This window comes from Arthrobacter sp. Ld5 (assembly GCF_051172775.1).
Taxonomy (GTDB): domain Bacteria; phylum Actinomycetota; class Actinomycetes; order Actinomycetales; family Micrococcaceae; genus Arthrobacter_D.
The window spans coordinates 14,349-29,835 of record NZ_JBPKBO010000022.1 but is presented as its reverse complement, the minus strand read 5'-3'; the positions used below and the strand labels follow the sequence as shown (position 1 = coordinate 29,835).

Annotated in this window: 17 protein-coding genes; 13 read left to right on the top strand and 4 right to left on the bottom strand. The window is 70.3% G+C overall.

The window, feature by feature from the left end; translation table 11 throughout:
• The first annotated feature begins 34 nt into the window (after positions 1–34).
• Genes nagB through ACSGDB_RS10845 form a run of 5 tightly spaced genes read left to right on the top strand, consistent with a single transcriptional unit; the run spans position 35 to position 4,869 of the window.
• Positions 35–823: a glucosamine-6-phosphate deaminase gene (nagB, locus tag ACSGDB_RS10865; RefSeq protein ID WP_434994709.1), complete on the top strand. Its 789-nt coding sequence runs from the start codon at positions 35–37 to the stop codon at positions 821–823.
• Complete coding sequence (locus tag ACSGDB_RS10860) at positions 820–1,776, top strand: glycosyl hydrolase family 32 (RefSeq protein WP_434994708.1); 957 nt, start codon at positions 820–822, stop codon at positions 1,774–1,776. Before nagB ends, ACSGDB_RS10860 begins: the two co-directional genes overlap by 4 nt.
• Before the next feature lie 31 nt (positions 1,777–1,807).
• Positions 1,808–2,713 carry an endonuclease/exonuclease/phosphatase family protein gene (locus ACSGDB_RS10855; RefSeq protein ID WP_434994706.1) on the top strand — a complete coding sequence of 302 codons (906 nt, stop codon included), beginning with the start codon at positions 1,808–1,810 and terminating at the stop codon, positions 2,711–2,713.
• Between the two features lie 33 nt (positions 2,714–2,746).
• Positions 2,747–3,673, top strand: a complete 927-nt coding sequence (locus tag ACSGDB_RS10850) for an ROK family protein (protein ID WP_434994705.1) — start codon at positions 2,747–2,749, stop codon at positions 3,671–3,673.
• Positions 3,670–4,869: an N-acetylglucosamine-6-phosphate deacetylase gene (locus ACSGDB_RS10845; protein WP_434994704.1), complete on the top strand. Its 1,200-nt coding sequence runs from the start codon at positions 3,670–3,672 to the stop codon at positions 4,867–4,869. The genes ACSGDB_RS10850 and ACSGDB_RS10845 overlap by 4 nt, the downstream gene beginning before the upstream one ends.
• Before the next feature lie 48 nt (positions 4,870–4,917).
• Here ACSGDB_RS10845 and ACSGDB_RS10840 read toward each other — a convergent pair whose 3' ends face one another.
• Positions 4,918–5,172 (bottom strand): hypothetical protein, encoded by a 255-nt coding sequence (locus ACSGDB_RS10840; protein ID WP_434994703.1) that lies wholly within the window; start codon positions 5,170–5,172, stop codon positions 4,918–4,920.
• A 223-nt stretch (positions 5,173–5,395) separates the two neighbouring features.
• Between ACSGDB_RS10840 and ACSGDB_RS10835 the strand changes: the two genes are divergently transcribed.
• The 7 genes from ACSGDB_RS10835 (at position 5,396) to ACSGDB_RS10805 (ending at position 12,354) form a co-directional block, all read left to right on the top strand.
• Positions 5,396–6,862 (top strand): fumarylacetoacetate hydrolase family protein, encoded by a 1,467-nt coding sequence (locus tag ACSGDB_RS10835; RefSeq protein ID WP_434994701.1) that lies wholly within the window; start codon positions 5,396–5,398, stop codon positions 6,860–6,862.
• Entirely contained in the window at positions 6,855–7,571 is a 717-nt protein-coding gene (locus tag ACSGDB_RS10830) for a GntR family transcriptional regulator (RefSeq protein ID WP_434994700.1), read from the top strand. The genes ACSGDB_RS10835 and ACSGDB_RS10830 overlap by 8 nt, the downstream gene beginning before the upstream one ends.
• A gap of 9 nt (positions 7,572–7,580) precedes the next feature.
• Entirely contained in the window at positions 7,581–9,131 is a 1,551-nt protein-coding gene (gene hpaE / locus ACSGDB_RS10825) for a 5-carboxymethyl-2-hydroxymuconate semialdehyde dehydrogenase (protein ID WP_434994699.1), read from the top strand.
• Positions 9,132–9,166: 35 nt separating this feature from the next.
• Positions 9,167–10,243 carry a 3,4-dihydroxyphenylacetate 2,3-dioxygenase gene (hpaD, locus tag ACSGDB_RS10820; RefSeq protein WP_434994698.1) on the top strand — a complete coding sequence of 359 codons (1,077 nt, stop codon included), beginning with the start codon at positions 9,167–9,169 and terminating at the stop codon, positions 10,241–10,243.
• Positions 10,244–10,270: 27 nt separating this feature from the next.
• Positions 10,271–11,056: a 2-oxo-hept-4-ene-1,7-dioate hydratase gene (gene hpaH / locus ACSGDB_RS10815; RefSeq protein WP_434994697.1), complete on the top strand. Its 786-nt coding sequence runs from the start codon at positions 10,271–10,273 to the stop codon at positions 11,054–11,056.
• On the top strand, positions 11,041–11,844 hold the full coding sequence (locus ACSGDB_RS10810) for an HpcH/HpaI aldolase family protein (RefSeq protein WP_434994696.1): 804 nt from the start codon (positions 11,041–11,043) through the stop codon (positions 11,842–11,844). Before hpaH ends, ACSGDB_RS10810 begins: the two co-directional genes overlap by 16 nt.
• Positions 11,845–11,910: 66 nt before the next feature.
• Positions 11,911–12,354, top strand: a complete 444-nt coding sequence (locus tag ACSGDB_RS10805; RefSeq protein ID WP_434994695.1) for a hypothetical protein — start codon at positions 11,911–11,913, stop codon at positions 12,352–12,354.
• Positions 12,355–12,410: 56 nt separating this feature from the next.
• Here ACSGDB_RS10805 and ACSGDB_RS10800 read toward each other — a convergent pair whose 3' ends face one another.
• The 3 genes from ACSGDB_RS10800 to ACSGDB_RS10790 all read right to left on the bottom strand — a co-directional run bounded on the left by ACSGDB_RS10800 (position 12,411) and on the right by ACSGDB_RS10790 (position 13,579).
• Positions 12,411–12,926, bottom strand: coding sequence for a DUF2254 family protein (locus ACSGDB_RS10800; RefSeq protein ID WP_434994694.1), 516 nt, complete (start codon positions 12,924–12,926; stop codon positions 12,411–12,413).
• Positions 12,911–13,084 carry a glycerate kinase gene (locus ACSGDB_RS10795; protein ID WP_434994692.1) on the bottom strand — a complete coding sequence of 58 codons (174 nt, stop codon included), beginning with the start codon at positions 13,082–13,084 and terminating at the stop codon, positions 12,911–12,913. Before ACSGDB_RS10795 ends, ACSGDB_RS10800 begins: the two co-directional genes overlap by 16 nt.
• 114 nt (positions 13,085–13,198) lie before the next feature.
• The gene (locus ACSGDB_RS10790; protein WP_434994691.1) at positions 13,199–13,579 is read right to left on the bottom strand and encodes a DUF2256 domain-containing protein; all 381 of its coding nucleotides are present in this window, start codon (positions 13,577–13,579) and stop codon (positions 13,199–13,201) included.
• Between the two features lie 270 nt (positions 13,580–13,849).
• On the opposite strand from ACSGDB_RS10790, the gene ACSGDB_RS10785 reads away from it, so the two are divergent.
• On the top strand, positions 13,850–15,412 hold the full coding sequence (locus tag ACSGDB_RS10785; RefSeq protein WP_434994690.1) for a diguanylate cyclase: 1,563 nt from the start codon (positions 13,850–13,852) through the stop codon (positions 15,410–15,412).
• The last annotated feature ends 75 nt before the right edge of the window (positions 15,413–15,487 follow it).

The following is a 15,487-nucleotide window of genomic DNA, read 5'->3' as shown; positions in this document are numbered from 1 at the left end:
CCTCACGCCATCCACCCACCAGAAAGGACAGACCGTGGACGTCGTCATCCTGCCCGACCCCGCAGCGGTCGGTTCCCGGGCCGCGCATCTCATAGCGCAGCGCGCAGCGGCCGATCCGGAAATGGTCCTCGGCATAGCCACCGGCTCGTCGCCGCTGGGAACCTACCGGGAACTCGCCCTGCTGCGGGCACAGGGGAAGGCCACACTCGACCGATTGCGGTGCTTCGCGCTCGACGAGTACGTAGGACTGCCCGACGGGCACCCGGCACGTTACGCCGTCGTCGTCGCCGACGAGGTGACGGCGCCACTGGGACTGGACCCGGCGAACGTGCACGTCCCCGACGGGAGCGCGGCGGATGTCCATCGGGCATGCCTGGACTACGAGCAGGCGCTGACTGCTGCCGGAGGCGTGGACCTCCAGATTCTCGGCATCGGGACCAACGGCCATATCGGCTTCAACGAGCCGATCTCGTCGCTGGCCTCCCGCACACGCATCAAGGCCCTGTCCGCGCAGACGCGCAGGGACAACGCACGGTTCTTCTCATCGGACGATGCCGTGCCCACGCACTGCATCACCCAGGGACTCGGCACGATCCTGGACGCGCAGGAAATACTCCTGATGGCGCAGGGACCATCGAAGGCGGACGCCGTCGCCGCCGCGATCGAGGGCCCGGTGACGAGCATGTGCCCGGCGTCCGTCCTCCAGTTCCATCCGCGCGTGACAGTCCTGCTGGACGAGGACGCCGCGTCACGACTGACGCTGACCGACTACTACCGATTCGTGGCCGACGCCGAACCGCTGCTCGTCGGGGAGAACCGATGACGTTCCGACTGCCCGACCACTGGGTGTGGGACAGCTGGCTTGCCGACGACGGGGAGAACTACCACCTGTTCTTCCTCCGCGCGAGCAGGGCACTGATCGATCCCGCCAGGCGCCACTTCCGGGCCTCCATCGGGCACGCCATATCCCCGGACCTCGAGGGGTGGACTCTCCTGCCGGACGCCCTCGTCGCCGCCGACGTACCAGCCTGGGACGATCTGGCCACCTGGACCGGCTGCACCGTCCGAGGCTCGGACGGCCTCTGGCACCTGTTCTACACCGGCGTCAGCCGTGCCGAGAACGGTCTCCAGCAGCGCATCGGATCCGCCGTGTCCGATGACCTGGTCACCTGGACCCGATCCCCGATGCCGGCGCTCGAGGCTGACCCCCGGTGGTACGAGAAGCTGGGTGAGGGAACCTGGCCGGATGAGGCATGGCGGGATCCGTTCGTCTTCTTCGACGAGGAGACGCAGTTGTGGCAGATGGTCATCACCGCCCGCAGCCGCACCGGCGATCCCGACCAGCGTGCCGTCGTCGGGCACGCCGTCAGCGCGGACCTCACGCAGTGGGACACGCGCCCGCCGCTGTCCTCTCCTGCCGGCTTCGGGGAGATGGAAGTGATCCAGTCGCGAGAGGTCCAGGGCGAAGCAGTACTGCTCTTCTCGTGCCTCCCGGACAAAGCGCCCGGCGTGGCATTCGACACCGCCAGCACCGGCACCTGGATCGCCCGGGGCGAGAGCCTGGTGGGTCCCTGGAACATCACCGGCAGCTCGAGTTTCTTCCTCCCCGGCGTCTACGCCGCGCAGCTGTTCAGGAAACGCGACGGCGAATGGGTCGTCTTCGGTTTCCAGAACAGCGTGGACGGACGCTTCGTAGGGGAGATCGCCAGCCCCGTTCCGCTGGCGGACATCCTCGCCGGAGAGGCGCTCTTCCCGGTATCGACCACCAGCATGTGACCCCGCACCACACCCACAAGGAGAGACCATCATGTTCAGACGACAGATCGCCACAGCATCGATCGCCGCGCTCATCGCCGGCGGCGCCGTGCTCGGCGCAGGACCAGCCCTGGCCGCACCAGAGAAGAGCGCGCAGAAGACCACCGACGTGACAGTGATGTCCTTCAACATCCACTACGGCGCCGACGGTGACAACGTGTTCGACATCGAACGGACAGCCTCCGTGATCGAGGATTCGAGCGCCGAGATCATCGGCCTGCAGGAGGTCGACAACCACTGGGGCGCGCGCAGCGACTTCCTCGACGAAGCGGAATGGCTGGCGGAACGGCTGGACATGCACGTCGTGTACGGGGCGAACCTGGATGAGCCACCCCTGCCCGGCGACGTGGACAACCGCCAGTACGGCACAGCGATCCTGAGCGAGTACCCCATCATCTCGTCGGAGAATCACCTGCTGACGAACATCGAGTACGAGGAAAGGCCCACTGAGCAGCGCGGCCTCCTCGAAGCCGTGGTCAACGTCCGCGGCAACCACATCGCCTTCTACAGCACCCACCTGGACTTCCAGCGTGAGGAACAGCGCGCACTGCAGGTCCAGGAGATCATCGACATCACCGACGCCAGCAAGCGCCCCGCGGTCATCGTCGGTGATCTCAACGCGACCCCGGACGCTCCCGAGCTGCAGCCCCTTTTCTCGGTCTTCACCGACACCTTCGCAGCCCTCGGGCAGAACGAGGACTACACCTTCGGACCCGACCTCGAGGGCCTCCCCGGCAGCGGTTCCGTGGAGAACCCCAGCCTGCGCATCGACTACATCCTGACCGCTCGGGGCGCCACCGCGACCTCCGCGAAGGTCATCCACACCACGGCGTCGGATCACCTGCCCATCGTTGCCGAGCTGTCTATCACCAAGACCCCCAACGGCAAGGTCAAGTAGCGGCCGACGGACATGACGTCAGGGCAGTGCACGGTGCCAGGGGTTGTCCTGGCCGTCGATATCGGGGGAACCACGGTCAAGGGTGCCGTCTTCGTCGATGGCGTCGAACAAGCCCCCGGAAGCACTGTCCCCACCTTCACGGCGTCCTCAGGCGCCCTCGGCGCGGTCCTCGCGGTGCTGTCAGCGCTCGCGGGGACCGCGCGTGCGCTCGGCCACGAGCCCACCGCCATCGGGGTAGGAACTCCCGGCCTCGTGGACAGAGGTGCCGGCATGGTGCGGTATGCCGCGAATCTCGGGTGGACCGACCTGCCCCTGCAACAGCTCCTCGAAGCACGGTTCGGCGTTCCGACACTGATCGATCACGACGCCCGCACGGCAGCGCGCGCAGAAATGGCTGTGCGCCCGGCGCTGCGGGACTTCGTGTTCATTCCCATCGGCACCGGCGTCTCTGCCGCCGTCGTCGTCGCCGGGAAGACCGTGACCGGAGCACGCGGACAGGCCGGCGAACTGGGGCACATCCCCACCGTGCCCAACGGTCGGCCGTGCTCCTGCGGGCAGTTCGGGTGCCTGGAGGCGTATGCCTCCGCCGGTGCTGTCCTGGCGAGGTACATCGCGGGCGGAGGCAGCGCCGAGAGCGCTGCCGACGTGGCCGGGCTGGTGGGCCACGACGGACTCGCCGATGACGTGTGGTCCGACGCCGTCGACGGCCTCGCCACGGGGATCATCACCCTGACTGCAACACTCGATCCGGAGGAGATCGTCATCGGAGGAGGCCTGGGAGCCGCGGGGCCCCTGCTGCTGGACCCCCTCCGCGCGAAGGTCGGGAGCCTGCTGCGTTGGCGCGACCCGCCGGCGATCAGCGCCTCCCGTGCCGGTCCTCGAGCCGGACTCCTGGGCGCCGCACTGCTCGGCAGCGCCGCTCGATCCAGCTCCCGTCACGCCAACCAGGAAAGTCCATGACCAACACACAGCGCCAGGTGATCCTCGGACGCGTCCACACGGGACTCATCGAGCACACCGAGGGTGCGGTAGCCATCGACGATGGGCACATCGGGTACGCGGGGGCACGGGAGCATTTCGATGCAGAGGGTTGGCCGGCACCGATCGTGCTGGGACCCGAGGAGATCCTCGTTCCCGGATTCGTCGACACGCACTGCCACGGCGCCTTCGGCGCGGACTTCTCCACATCGTCGGAGGCATCGATCCGGCAGGCCCTGACCAGGCTCCACGCACGTGGCACCACCACGGTGGTTGCCAGCCTCGTCACCGCCCGTAAGGAGGACATGCTGGACGCTGCCGCCCTCCTCGGGGCGCTTGCCGCCGATGGGGCCGTGGCAGGCATCCACCTCGAGGGCCCCTTCCTCTCCCATGCGCGCTGCGGGGCACAGGATCCACGGTGGTTGTCACCTCCCGACCTCGAGCTGACCGCGCAGCTCATCCAGGCCTCCGGCGAGACCATCCGCGCCATGACCTACGCGCCGGAACTCGAAGGATCCGACGCTCTCGTCGAGTTCCTGGTGAGCCGAGGCGTCATACCGTCACTCGGCCACACGGATGCTGATGCGCCGACCACTGGAACCTCCCTGGCACATGCACGACGACGAATGGCTGCCGCGGCCACTCCCGCAGCAGTGCCAGCCGTCACCCACCTGTTCAACGGCATGCCCACCATTCACCACCGATCGCCCGGCCCCGTGATGGCCTGTCTCCGCGCGGCAGCCCGCGGTGAGGCCGTGATCGAGCTGATCGCGGACACCCTGCACCTGGATGCCTACACGGTCGAATCCGTGTTCGAGCTGGTCGGTCCCGACAACATCGCGCTGGTCACGGACTCCATGGCCGCCGCGGGCCTCGAGGACGGGACCTACCGGCTAGGGCCCGCGACGGTGAACGTCAGCGAGGCCGCAGCCACCCTCAGTTCGTCCAACGCCATCGCGGGAGGAACCGCCTTCATGCAGGACATCTTCCGGAACACTGTCCGGGCAGGAGTTCCCTTCGACGATGCCATCCGCTCTGCGACCGTCATACCCGCGCGCACCTACGGACTGGGGGATCGGATCGGCCGCCTGGCAGCGGGCCTCACCGCCGACGCCGTCGTCCTCACCGGCGACCTCGACGTCGCGCGCGTCCTTCGACGGGGAACCTGGATGACCTGACGCCTCCGATACGCCCCTGACACCACGGCGTGCCGTCGACGCGCTCCCTCAGCGCCGGATCCCCTTCCAGAAGTACGCCACCGGCCCCACGAAGTTGATGGCGATGATGGCGGCCCACATGCCCTTGCTCCCGTTCACCGTGTCCTTGGGCCGCGTGGCGAGGTCCGTCCAGGCGAAGGCGGCCAGGGACAGCTGCACGGTGCCGAGGATCATCACCCTCGCCTTCTGCCCGTCCGTCAGGTCGCTCCAGTGCTTCCTGGCGGCCCTCTTCGAGGAATGCGTCGATGCTCTGCGGTCTGCCATGGGTGTCTCCCGGTTTGGGGCCGGTGCCGGAAGCGGGGCTCGAGCCCCGTCCCCGGAAGCACGGGCCGGGCGGAACGTTTCGGATGTCATATCCCACCACGGACGGCTCCCCCTGACCATGCCCCCGACGAGAATTCCGACGCGGCAGCGGTCGGACCTTGACGCACCGGAACACCCCTGCCTACTCTTCGTATACGATTTCGTACTCGATGAGGAGCAACGGGTGGAACTGCTCGACGACGGCGTCCTCGCCGCAGCCCGCAAGGTCATCGCGGTGCACATCAACTACCCCAGCCGCGCAGCGCAGCGGGGCCGCACGCCCGAGCAGCCCTCCTACTTCCTCAAGCCCTCCTCCTCCCTCGCCCTGTCCGGGTCCGCCGTCGAACGCCCGGCCGGCTGCGAACTGCTCGGTTTCGAGGGCGAGATCGCACTGATCATCGGCACCCCTGCCCGCCGGGTCTCCCCCTCGAATGCCTGGAGCCACGTCCGCTGGGTCACGGCAGCGAACGACCTCGGCGTCTACGACCTGCGCTACGCGGACAAGGGCTCGAACCTGCGGTCCAAGGGCGGGGACGGCTTCACCCCGGTGGGCCCCGGCCTCCTCCCGGCCGACGCCGTCGACCCCGCCGCCCTCCGAATCCGCACGTGGCACAATCGGGCGCTGGTGCAGGACGACACCACCGCAGACCTCCTCTTCCCCTTCGCACGGCTCATCGCGGACCTGTCCCAGCTCCTCACCCTCGAACCCGGCGACATGATCCTCACCGGCACGCCCGCGGGTGCGTCGGTCGCCGGACCGGGCGACCTGCTGGAGGTCGAAGTCACCGGAGCCGACCTGTCCACGGGGCGGCTGGTGACGACGGTCAGCGAGGGCACGACGCCGCTGGCCGCGTTCGGCGCCGGCCCGAAGGTCGACGACGTGCAGCGCGAGGAGGCCTACGGCTCCCGCGAGGCCGCCGGGCTGCCCCCGGCCGGGGCGACCGGCGTCCTGACGCCCGCGTTGAAGGCAACCCTCGAGAGCGTCTCCACCGCAACGCTCTCCTCCCTGCTGCGCAAGCGCGGGCTGAACAACGTCAGCATCGACGGCCTGACGTCCACGCACCCGGGCCGGCGCGTCGTCGGGCTCGCGCGCACCCTCCGCTACGTGCCGAACCGCGAGGACCTCTTCGCCGCCCACGGCGCGGGCTACAACGCCCAGAAACGCGCCATCGACACCGTCGGCGAGGGGGAGATCCTCGTGATGGAGGCCCGCGGCGAGAAGGGCACGGGCACGATCGGGGACATCCTGGCCCTCCGCGCGCAGGTCCGCGGCGCGGCGGCGATCATCACCGACGGCGGCGTCCGCGATTTCGCCGCCGTGGCCGCCATGGACATGCCCACCTTCTACGCCAACCCGCACCCCGCCGTGCTGGGGCGGCGCCACATCCCGTGGGACACCGACGTCACGATCGCCTGCGGCGGGACGACGGTCCAGCCGGGGGACGTCATCGTGGCGGACGCCGACGGCATCCTCGTGATCCCGCCCGCCCTCGCGGAGGAGCTGGCCGGGGACGCCGTCGTGCAGGAACGGGAGGAGGCGTTCATCGCGGAGATGGTGGCCGACGGGCACGGCGTGAACGGCCTGTACCCGATGGACGCGGCCTGGCGGAAGCGCTACGACGAGTGGCAGGAGCGGCAGGCCCATGGTTGAGCCGATGGCGACCGACGACGACGCCCCCGCGGAGGGCAGCAAGTCGCAGCAGGCCTACGAAGCCGTCACCCGGCGGATCGTGGACGGCTCCTACCCGCCGGGGCACCGCCTCGTCCTGGCGATCATCGCCCGGGACCTCGGGATCAGTGTCGTGCCGGTGCGGGAGGCCATCCGCCGCCTCGAGGCCGAGGGCCTGGTGACGTTCCAGCGGAACGTCGGCGCCACGGTCGCCGGCATCGACCCCACCGAGTACCTCTACACCATGCAGACCCTGAGCCTCGTCGAGGGGGCGGCGACGGCACTGTCCGCGCCGCTGATCGGCGCGGCGGACATCGAGCGGGCGCGGACGGTCAACGACGAGATGAGGGCCTGCCTGCAGGACTTCGAGCCGGTCCGCTTCACCCGCCTCAACCAGGACTTCCACGCCATCCTCTTCGAGCAGTGCCCCAATCCGCACATCCTGGACCTGGTGCACCGCGGATGGAACCGGCTGGCGTCCCTCCGGTCCTCGACGTTCCGGTTCGTGCCCGAGCGCGCCCGCGAGTCCGTCGAGGAACACGCGCACCTGCTCGCCCTCATCGCGGACGGGGCGGACGCCGACGCCGTCGAGCGCGCCGCCCGCCGCCACCGCAGCGCCACCCTCGACGCCTACCTGACGCACTTCAATGCCCCGGAAGCAGCCTCCGGCGCCTCCCACGACCACGGTTAGGACCTCCCCATGACGATCCCCGGCGCACGGACCACCACGGCCACCGCGCAGCACATCCCGGAGGGCCTGCCCTCCTCCCTCCAGCACTACATCGACGGCCGGTTCGTCGACTCCGTGGGCGGGGGGACGTTCGACGTCCTCGACCCGGTGTCCAACACCGTCTACGCCACCGCGGCGGCGGGCCGGCAGGAGGACGTCGACCTCGCCGTCGCCGCCGCGCGGTCGGCGTTCACCAGCGGACCGTGGCCGCGGATGAAGCCCCGCGAGCGCGCCCGCGTGCTGAACCGGATCGCGGACGCCGTCGAGGCGCAGGAGGACCGGCTCGCCGAACTCGAGACCTTCGACACCGGTCTGCCGATCACGCAGGCGAGGGGCCAGGCCCGGCGTGCGGCCGAGAACTTCCGTTTCTTCGCGGACCTGATCGTCGCCCAGTTCGACGACGCCATGAAGGTCCCCGGCTCCCAGATCAACTACGTCAACCGGAAGCCGATCGGCGTCGCCGGGCTCATCACCCCCTGGAACACGCCCTTCATGCTGGAGTCCTGGAAGCTCGCGCCGGCCCTGGCCACGGGCAACACGGTGGTCCTGAAGCCCGCCGAGTTCACGCCCCTCTCCGCATCCCTGTGGGCGCGGATCTTCAGGGACGCCGGGTTGCCCGACGGCGTCTTCAACCTCGTCAACGGGCTCGGCGAGGAAGCCGGGGACGCCCTCGTCAAACACCCCGACGTGCCGCTGATCTCCTTCACCGGGGAGACCACCACCGGCCAGACCATCTTCCGGAACGCCGCAGCGCACCTCAAGGGGCTCTCGATGGAGCTCGGCGGGAAGTCGCCCTGCATCGTCTTCGCGGACGCGGACCTCGACGCCGCCATCGACTCGGCCCTCTTCGGGGTGTTCTCCCTCAACGGCGAGCGCTGCACCGCCGGCTCCCGCATCCTCGTCGAGCGGCCCGTCTACGAGGAGTTCTGCGAGAAGTACGCGGCCCGGGCGAAGACGATCGTCGTCGGCGATCCGCACGACCCCCGGACCGAGGTCGGGGCGCTCGTGCACCCGGAGCACTACGCCAAGGTGGCCTCCTACGTGGAGATCGGCAAGACGGAGGGCCGCCTCCTCGCCGGCGGCGGGCGCCCCGAGCACCTGCCCGAGGGCAACTACATCGCGCCGACGGTCTTCGCCGACGTCGCCCCCGACGCACGGATCTTCCAGGAGGAGATCTTCGGGCCCGTCGTCGCGATCACCCCGTTCGAGGACGACGCCGAGGCCCTGGCGCTCGCCAACAACACGCGCTACGGGCTCGCGGCCTACGTGTGGACGAGGGACCTCACCCGTGCCCACACGTTCGCACAGGACGTGGAGGCCGGGATGGTTTGGCTGAACAGCCACAACGTACGCGACCTGCGCACCCCGTTCGGCGGCGTCAAGGCCTCCGGACTGGGCCACGAGGGCGGCTACCGGTCCATCGACTTCTACACGGACCAGCAGGCCGTGCACATCACCCTCGGCACCGTCCACACCCCGCAGTTCGGCAGGATCGACGACTTCGCAGCCAACGAAGGCTGACCCCCCCCCCGTCCGCTCGACGAAGAGAGAATCGCATGACCACCCGCATCCCCACCCCCTCGGTCCCCGCCCCGGACATCGTCCGCTGCGCCTACATGGAGATCGTGGTCACCGACCTCGCCCGGTCGCGCGCGTTCTACGTCGACGTCCTCGGCCTGCACGTCACCGAGGAGGACGAGGACGCGATCTACCTGCGCTCGCTCGAGGAGTTCATCCACCACAACCTCGTGCTGCGGCGGGGCCCGATCGCCGCCGTCGCCGCGTTCGCCTACCGGGTGAAGTCGCCCGCCGAGGTGGACGCCGCCGAGGCGTACTACCGCGACCTGGGCTGCCGCACCGAGCGCCGCCGGGACGGGTTCACGAAGGGCGTCGGCGACTCGGTGCGGGTCGAGGACCCCCTGGGCTTCCCGTACGAGTTCTTCTACGACGTGCAGCACGTGGAGCGCCTCACCCAGCGCTACGACCTGTACTCGGCCGGCGAGCTCGTACGCCTGGACCACTTCAACCAGGTCACCCCCGACGTGCCGCGCGGCCGCGCCTACCTCGAGGACCTCGGCTTCCGCGTCTCCGAGGACATCCAGGACTCCGACGGCGTCACCTACGCCGTCTGGATGCACCGCAAGCAGACCGTGCACGACACCGCCCTGACCGGCGGCAACGGCCCGCGCATGCACCACGTGGCGTTCGCGACCCACGAGAAGCACAACATCATCCAGATCTGCGACAAGATGGGCGCCCTGCGCATCAGCGACCGCATCGAACGCGGGCCCGGGCGGCACGGCGTCTCCAACGCGTTCTACCTCTACATCCTCGACCCGGACGGCCACCGCGTGGAGATCTACTGCCAGGACTACTACACGGGCGACCCCGACAACCCCACCATCACCTGGGACGTCCACGACAACCAGCGCCGCGACTGGTGGGGCAACCCCGTGGTCCCGTCCTGGTACTCGGAGGCGTCCCTCGTGCTGGACCTCGACGGCAATCCCCAGCCCGTCGTCGAACGGGACGAGCGCAGCGAGATGGCCGTCACCGTGGGTGCGGACGGCTTCTCCTACACCCGGAAGGACGACGACGGCGTCGAGGGCTTCAAGCTCGGCACCCAGCTGTGACCCCCGCCCCGCTCCCGGAGGACCCCGATGCTTGACCCGCAGACCATCAGCCGGATCGCCGACGAGCTCCTCGACGCCGCCCGGACGCGGACCCCCGTGCCGCTGCTGACGGGGCGCTACCCGGGCATGACCGTCGAGGACTCCTACGCGGTGCAGCGCCTGTGGCGGCAGCGGAACGAGGACGCCGGCCGTACGCTCGTGGGACGCAAGATCGGGCTCACGTCCCGGGCGATGCAGGCCGCGACGGGCATCACGGAACCGGACTACGGCGCCATCTTCGACGACATGGTGTTCGAGACGGGCTGCTCGGTGCCGTGGGACGCCTATACCCGCCCCCGCGTCGAGGTGGAACTCGCGTTCGTCCTCAAGCACGACCTCGCCGGCCCCGGCTGCACGATCTTCGACGTCCTGAACGCCACGGACTACGTGGTGCCCGCCCTCGAGATCCTCGACTCGCGGATCGAGATGGAGGGGCGCACCATCGTGGACACCATCTCCGACAACGCGGCGATGGGCGCCATGGTGGTCGGTGGCAGGCCGGTGAGGCCCGACGCCGTCGACCTCCGCTGGGTGTCCGCCATCCTGTACAAGAACCAGGTGGTCGAGGAGACCGGCGTGGCCGCGGGGGTCCTCGACCACCCGGCCGCCGGTGTCCACTGGCTCGCGAACAAGATCGCCGCCCACGGGGACGGGCTGCACGCCGGGGACATCATCCTCGCCGGGTCCTTCACCCGCCCTCTCTGGGTGGGGAAGGGCGACACCGTCCACGCCGACTACGGACCACTGGGTGCCGTCACATGCCGCTTCCACTAGGAGAATCCTTCCGCGAGGCGCTGGCCGCGGCCGATCGTCCGCTCGCGGGCATGTGGGTGTGCTCGGGCAGCCCGCTCGTCGCCGAGATCTGCGCCGGGGCCGGCCTGGACTGGCTGCTCGTGGACGCCGAGCACAGCCCGAACGGGCTCGAGTCGATCCTCGCCCAGCTGCAGGCCGTCCACGGGTACCCGGTGCAGACGCTCGTCCGGCCGCCCGTCAACGACGCCGTCCTCATCAAGCAGTACCTGGACCTGGGCGTGCAGAACCTGCTGATCCCCATGGTGCATTCCGTCGCGGACGCCGAGGCCGCCGTCGCCGCGACCCGTTACCCGCCCGAGGGCGTGCGCGGCGTCGGCTCGGCACTCGCGCGGGCGGCCCGCTGGAACCGCGTCCCCGAATACCTGGCGCGGGCGTCCTCGACGATCAGCGTGACCGTGCAGATCGAATCGGCGGCCGCCGTCGATGCGGTGGAGGACATCCTCGCGGTGGATGGCGTCGACGCCATCTTCGTCGGCCCGTCCGATCTCGCGGCGTCCCTGGGACTCCTCGGCCAACAGGAACACCCCGACGTGGTGGCCGCCGTCGGGCAGTGCCTCGCGGCGGCCGGACGCGCCGGGAAACCGGCCGGGGTCAACGCCTTCACACCCTCCGTCGCCCGGGGCTACCTCGACGGCGGGGCCGGGTTCGTCCTGGTCGGGGCCGACGTCGCGCTCCTCGCCCGCGGGTCCGAGGCCCTGGCCGCGGCGTTCGTCCCGGCGTCCGACGACGCGCCGGGGTCCAGCTACTGACCTCACGTCCGTTCCCCGTTCCGGGACGCCGTTCCCGCGCTCGCGCATGAAGGCTAGGATCCGAACATGACTCGAGCGGTCCTTTCCGATCCTGCCCCGCATCGGGCGTCCACCGGCTTCGCAGCCCTCCTCCTCGCCGTCGTCGGGGGCTTCCAGGCGGCACTGGCCGCCGGCGCTCCCTGGGGAGAAGCCGCCTACGGTGGCGCCCACCGGGGCGTGCTCCCGGCGAGATACCGGGCGTCAAGCGCCGTGTCCACACTGGTCTACGCCGCGCTTCTCGCGGTCACCCTCGGCCGCGGTCCGGGCACGCTGGCGCGGCGGCGGATCCTCACGGCGGCGTCCGGGCTGATGATGGTCGGTACCGTGATGAACCTCGCGTCGCGGTCCCGGGTCGAACGGGTGGTGTGGACGCCGGTGGCGGGAACGCTCGCGATCACCCTGCTGCGCGTTGCCCGCGGGTCCCGGACGCGGCGTTCCGGACCATGGGCCAGCGCCCGTCTCCTTCCCTGACGCCGGGCGACGGTCGGTCTCGGACCCGTCGGCGGCGGCTGTCACCGCGCATCGATTCAGGCGCGTGGTTGCCCGTCCAGCTGACCGATGTCGGTCAGCTGGGAGAGAAGGTCGGCGCGGATCGACGCGTCGAGCGTCGAGGCTTCGACCGCTGACTGGACGCGTGCCAGGTGTCCGTGAGGGGTCGGCGCGTGGGCCGGAAGGGTGCCCGCCTGGGATGCGGTTATCGTGACCTCGGAGAGCATGGCGATGCTCCGGCCCGCTGTTCGAGGGTCGGTGAGGGCGTAGGTGGTGAGTTGGTCCATGACGAGATCGAGGAGCTCCGCGAAGGAGGGAAGTGTCAGGTTCACCCTGGCTTGATCGTTCGTGTCGTAGAGCGTGATGGGTCCGGTCGTCCTGGCGGTGAGGGAGCAGAGCACCGCGGAGATATGGCTGAGGGCGTGGACGGCGGTCGTGGGGTCGTTGACGCCGGGCGAGAGAGCCTTGTCGGTGACATCGAGGAGTTGTTGCAGCCCGAACGAGGGGTCCTGCGTGGAGGTGCGCTCAAAACCTGTTCTCAGTGACGTGGACACCGCGTCGTCCAGCTCAGCGAGCCGGTCACCGTCGAGCGGGACTCGGCATCCGGCAGCCGGTCCCGGAGACCCTCGGCGAATCGACCGGCCACGGTAGCGGCGGACAGGGAGCCCTTGAACTTGTCGGGTGCGACGACGATGCGCACTGTGTTTGCCATGGCTTGTCCCTGGAGCGGTCGGAGGGATGGCGGATGCGGGGAACCTTCATAGCCTGGCGGCATACCGTGAGGTAGTCGACCAGCACCACTTCTCGCTCGCCGTTCGTGGACGGCTCAGCGGAGCAGCCGGAGGGTCACGGGACCCTTCGCCGTCGACGGGTCGACGACGGCGCCGCGCTGCACGATCTCCGCGAGGTCGCGATTCACGAGCCGGCGGGCAGCGCTCCGGGCCGCCTCGTGCAGGAGGCCGCTCTCGTCGAGGGCCTGTGCCGCCTCCGCCGGGTCGACGACGCGCCCGTGCGGCATGCTGCGCAGACGCGTCAGGAGCCAGTCCTCGAGGGCCTCGTCGATCGGCCTCACCTTGCGGGCCCGGCAGGCCTCGCTGCAGTAGAGCACCGTGTCCCAGGTCCGCTCCCACTTCTTCCGCCACTCGAGGCGGCGACCGCAGGACCTGCAGAACTTCGGGTCACGCTCCGCGCTGCTGTTCCCGGTCACGGCGTTCCTCCCTGACATCCCTGCCGGTTCTGTGGTGGACGGGCGCTGCTGCGGGCTGCGACTCCGTGGTGCATCCAGCATAGGAGGCGCGGGCGCAGCCGGACGTGCTGCGCGACGCGGTGAAATTCGCAGGCCAGAACCCTTGAGGTGATGATCCCGGCACGGCAGACTGATCACGCCAGTCCCATCCGGCACGTCAGCGCACACCATGGTCTCGTTCACGCTCCACGGTCAGCAGAACAGCGCTGCCCGACCACCTGGAGCCACACCATGAATGACGCCGTGATCGAGAGCGGCTCCCTCCGCCTCGCGCAGGAGGGCGACCTCATCGCCACCCTCGAAGCCGCCGAGGTCAGCGCCGATCTTCCGCGGGCCGCGGCGGAGGCGGCCGAGATCAGGGCCTTCGCGGAGGCGCTCGGCCGGCTCGACGTCGCGTTCTGGGCGGAGGTGACCGGGCTCGACGCGCTGGCCCGCACCGACGGCGCCCCCGGTGCCCGGACCCGGGGCCAGGAGATCCTCGAATGGGCCACCGAGCAGGGCGACGCGCGGCTCGCCAGCCGCTGCCACGCGCTCATCGCGATGATGGACCTCATCGCCGGACACTCGGGCTCCGGCGCCGAGCAGGCAACCATCGCCGTCACCCTGCTGGACGGCACCGAGCTCCCGCGCCTCCGCGCGAAACTCCTGACGCGCCAGGCGGTGGGCCTCCTGTTCGCGGGGCTCCTCCAGCACGGCTTCGACGTGTCCCGCCGGGCGCTCGCCCTCGCGGACCAGCTAGCCGACCCCGAACTCCTGGCCCAGATCGCCTCGAACGCCTTCCACGCGGCGCTGGACGAATCCATGCCGGAGGAGGCACGCTTCTGGATGCGGCGGCTCGAGGCCGTGATCGCCACCTCCCCGGACCTCGAGGCGGAGCTGTCGGACGTCCTCGCGCGCGGCCATCTGGCGGACAACCGCCCGTGGGACGCACTCGACGTGCTGGAGCGGGCCGGGGACGACGACGCCGCGACGTCGCAGCCGGAGACCCGGGCCACCCGGATGCTCCTGCTCGCGCAGGCCCACCACGGGGTCGGCAACCTCCCCGCAGCGCGACGCGCCCTCGACCGGGCGGAGCAGATCACAGTCCGTCATGCCCTCGAGGAGGTCGCGTCCACCGTCCTCGAGGAGCGGGCGGCCATCGCGGCGTCCGCGGCCGATTTCCGGCTCGCCTACGAACTCCACCGGCAGTTCCACCAGGCGGCGCGGAGCCGGTGGATCGAGGCCCGCCGCTCCCGGGTGGACCACCTGTTCGCCGAGCAGAACGTCACCGAGGCCCTTGAACGCGCGGAGCAGGCGGAGGCCGCCGTCGCCATCGACCCCCTGACGAAGGTCCGCAACCGGCGGTGGGTCGAGGACACGCTGCCCGACGTCGTCCGGACCTGGCAGGCCGCCGGTCCAAGGGGCGGCTCCCTGGCCATCCTCGACCTCGACCACTTCAAGCTGGTCAATGACCGGTACGGGCACCCCGCGGGCGACGACGTGCTCGTCGCCGTCGCTGCGGCGCTGCAGACCTGCCGGGGCGTGCAGCACGTCGCCCGGATCGGTGGCGAGGAGTTCCTGCTGGTCCTGCAGCAGGACGCCGGCCCGGAGGAGGTCGCCGCGCGGGTGCTGGCCGCCGTCCGGGACCTCCGATGGCCCGGGATCGACGACGGCCTGCGGCTCACGGCGAGCGTCGGCTTCGCCGACTGCGCACCGGCGACGACGACGTCCGACCTCCTGCGGGAGGCGGACCGCCGCCTGTACAGCGCGAAACGGGCGGGTCGGGACAGGGCGGTCGGCCCCTGGACACGGTGAGCGTGCCCTCCGCGGTGCCATGAGCAACCGGGGGCGCGCATCGCGGGACGGTGGCGAACTTCCCGGGGCCTGCCC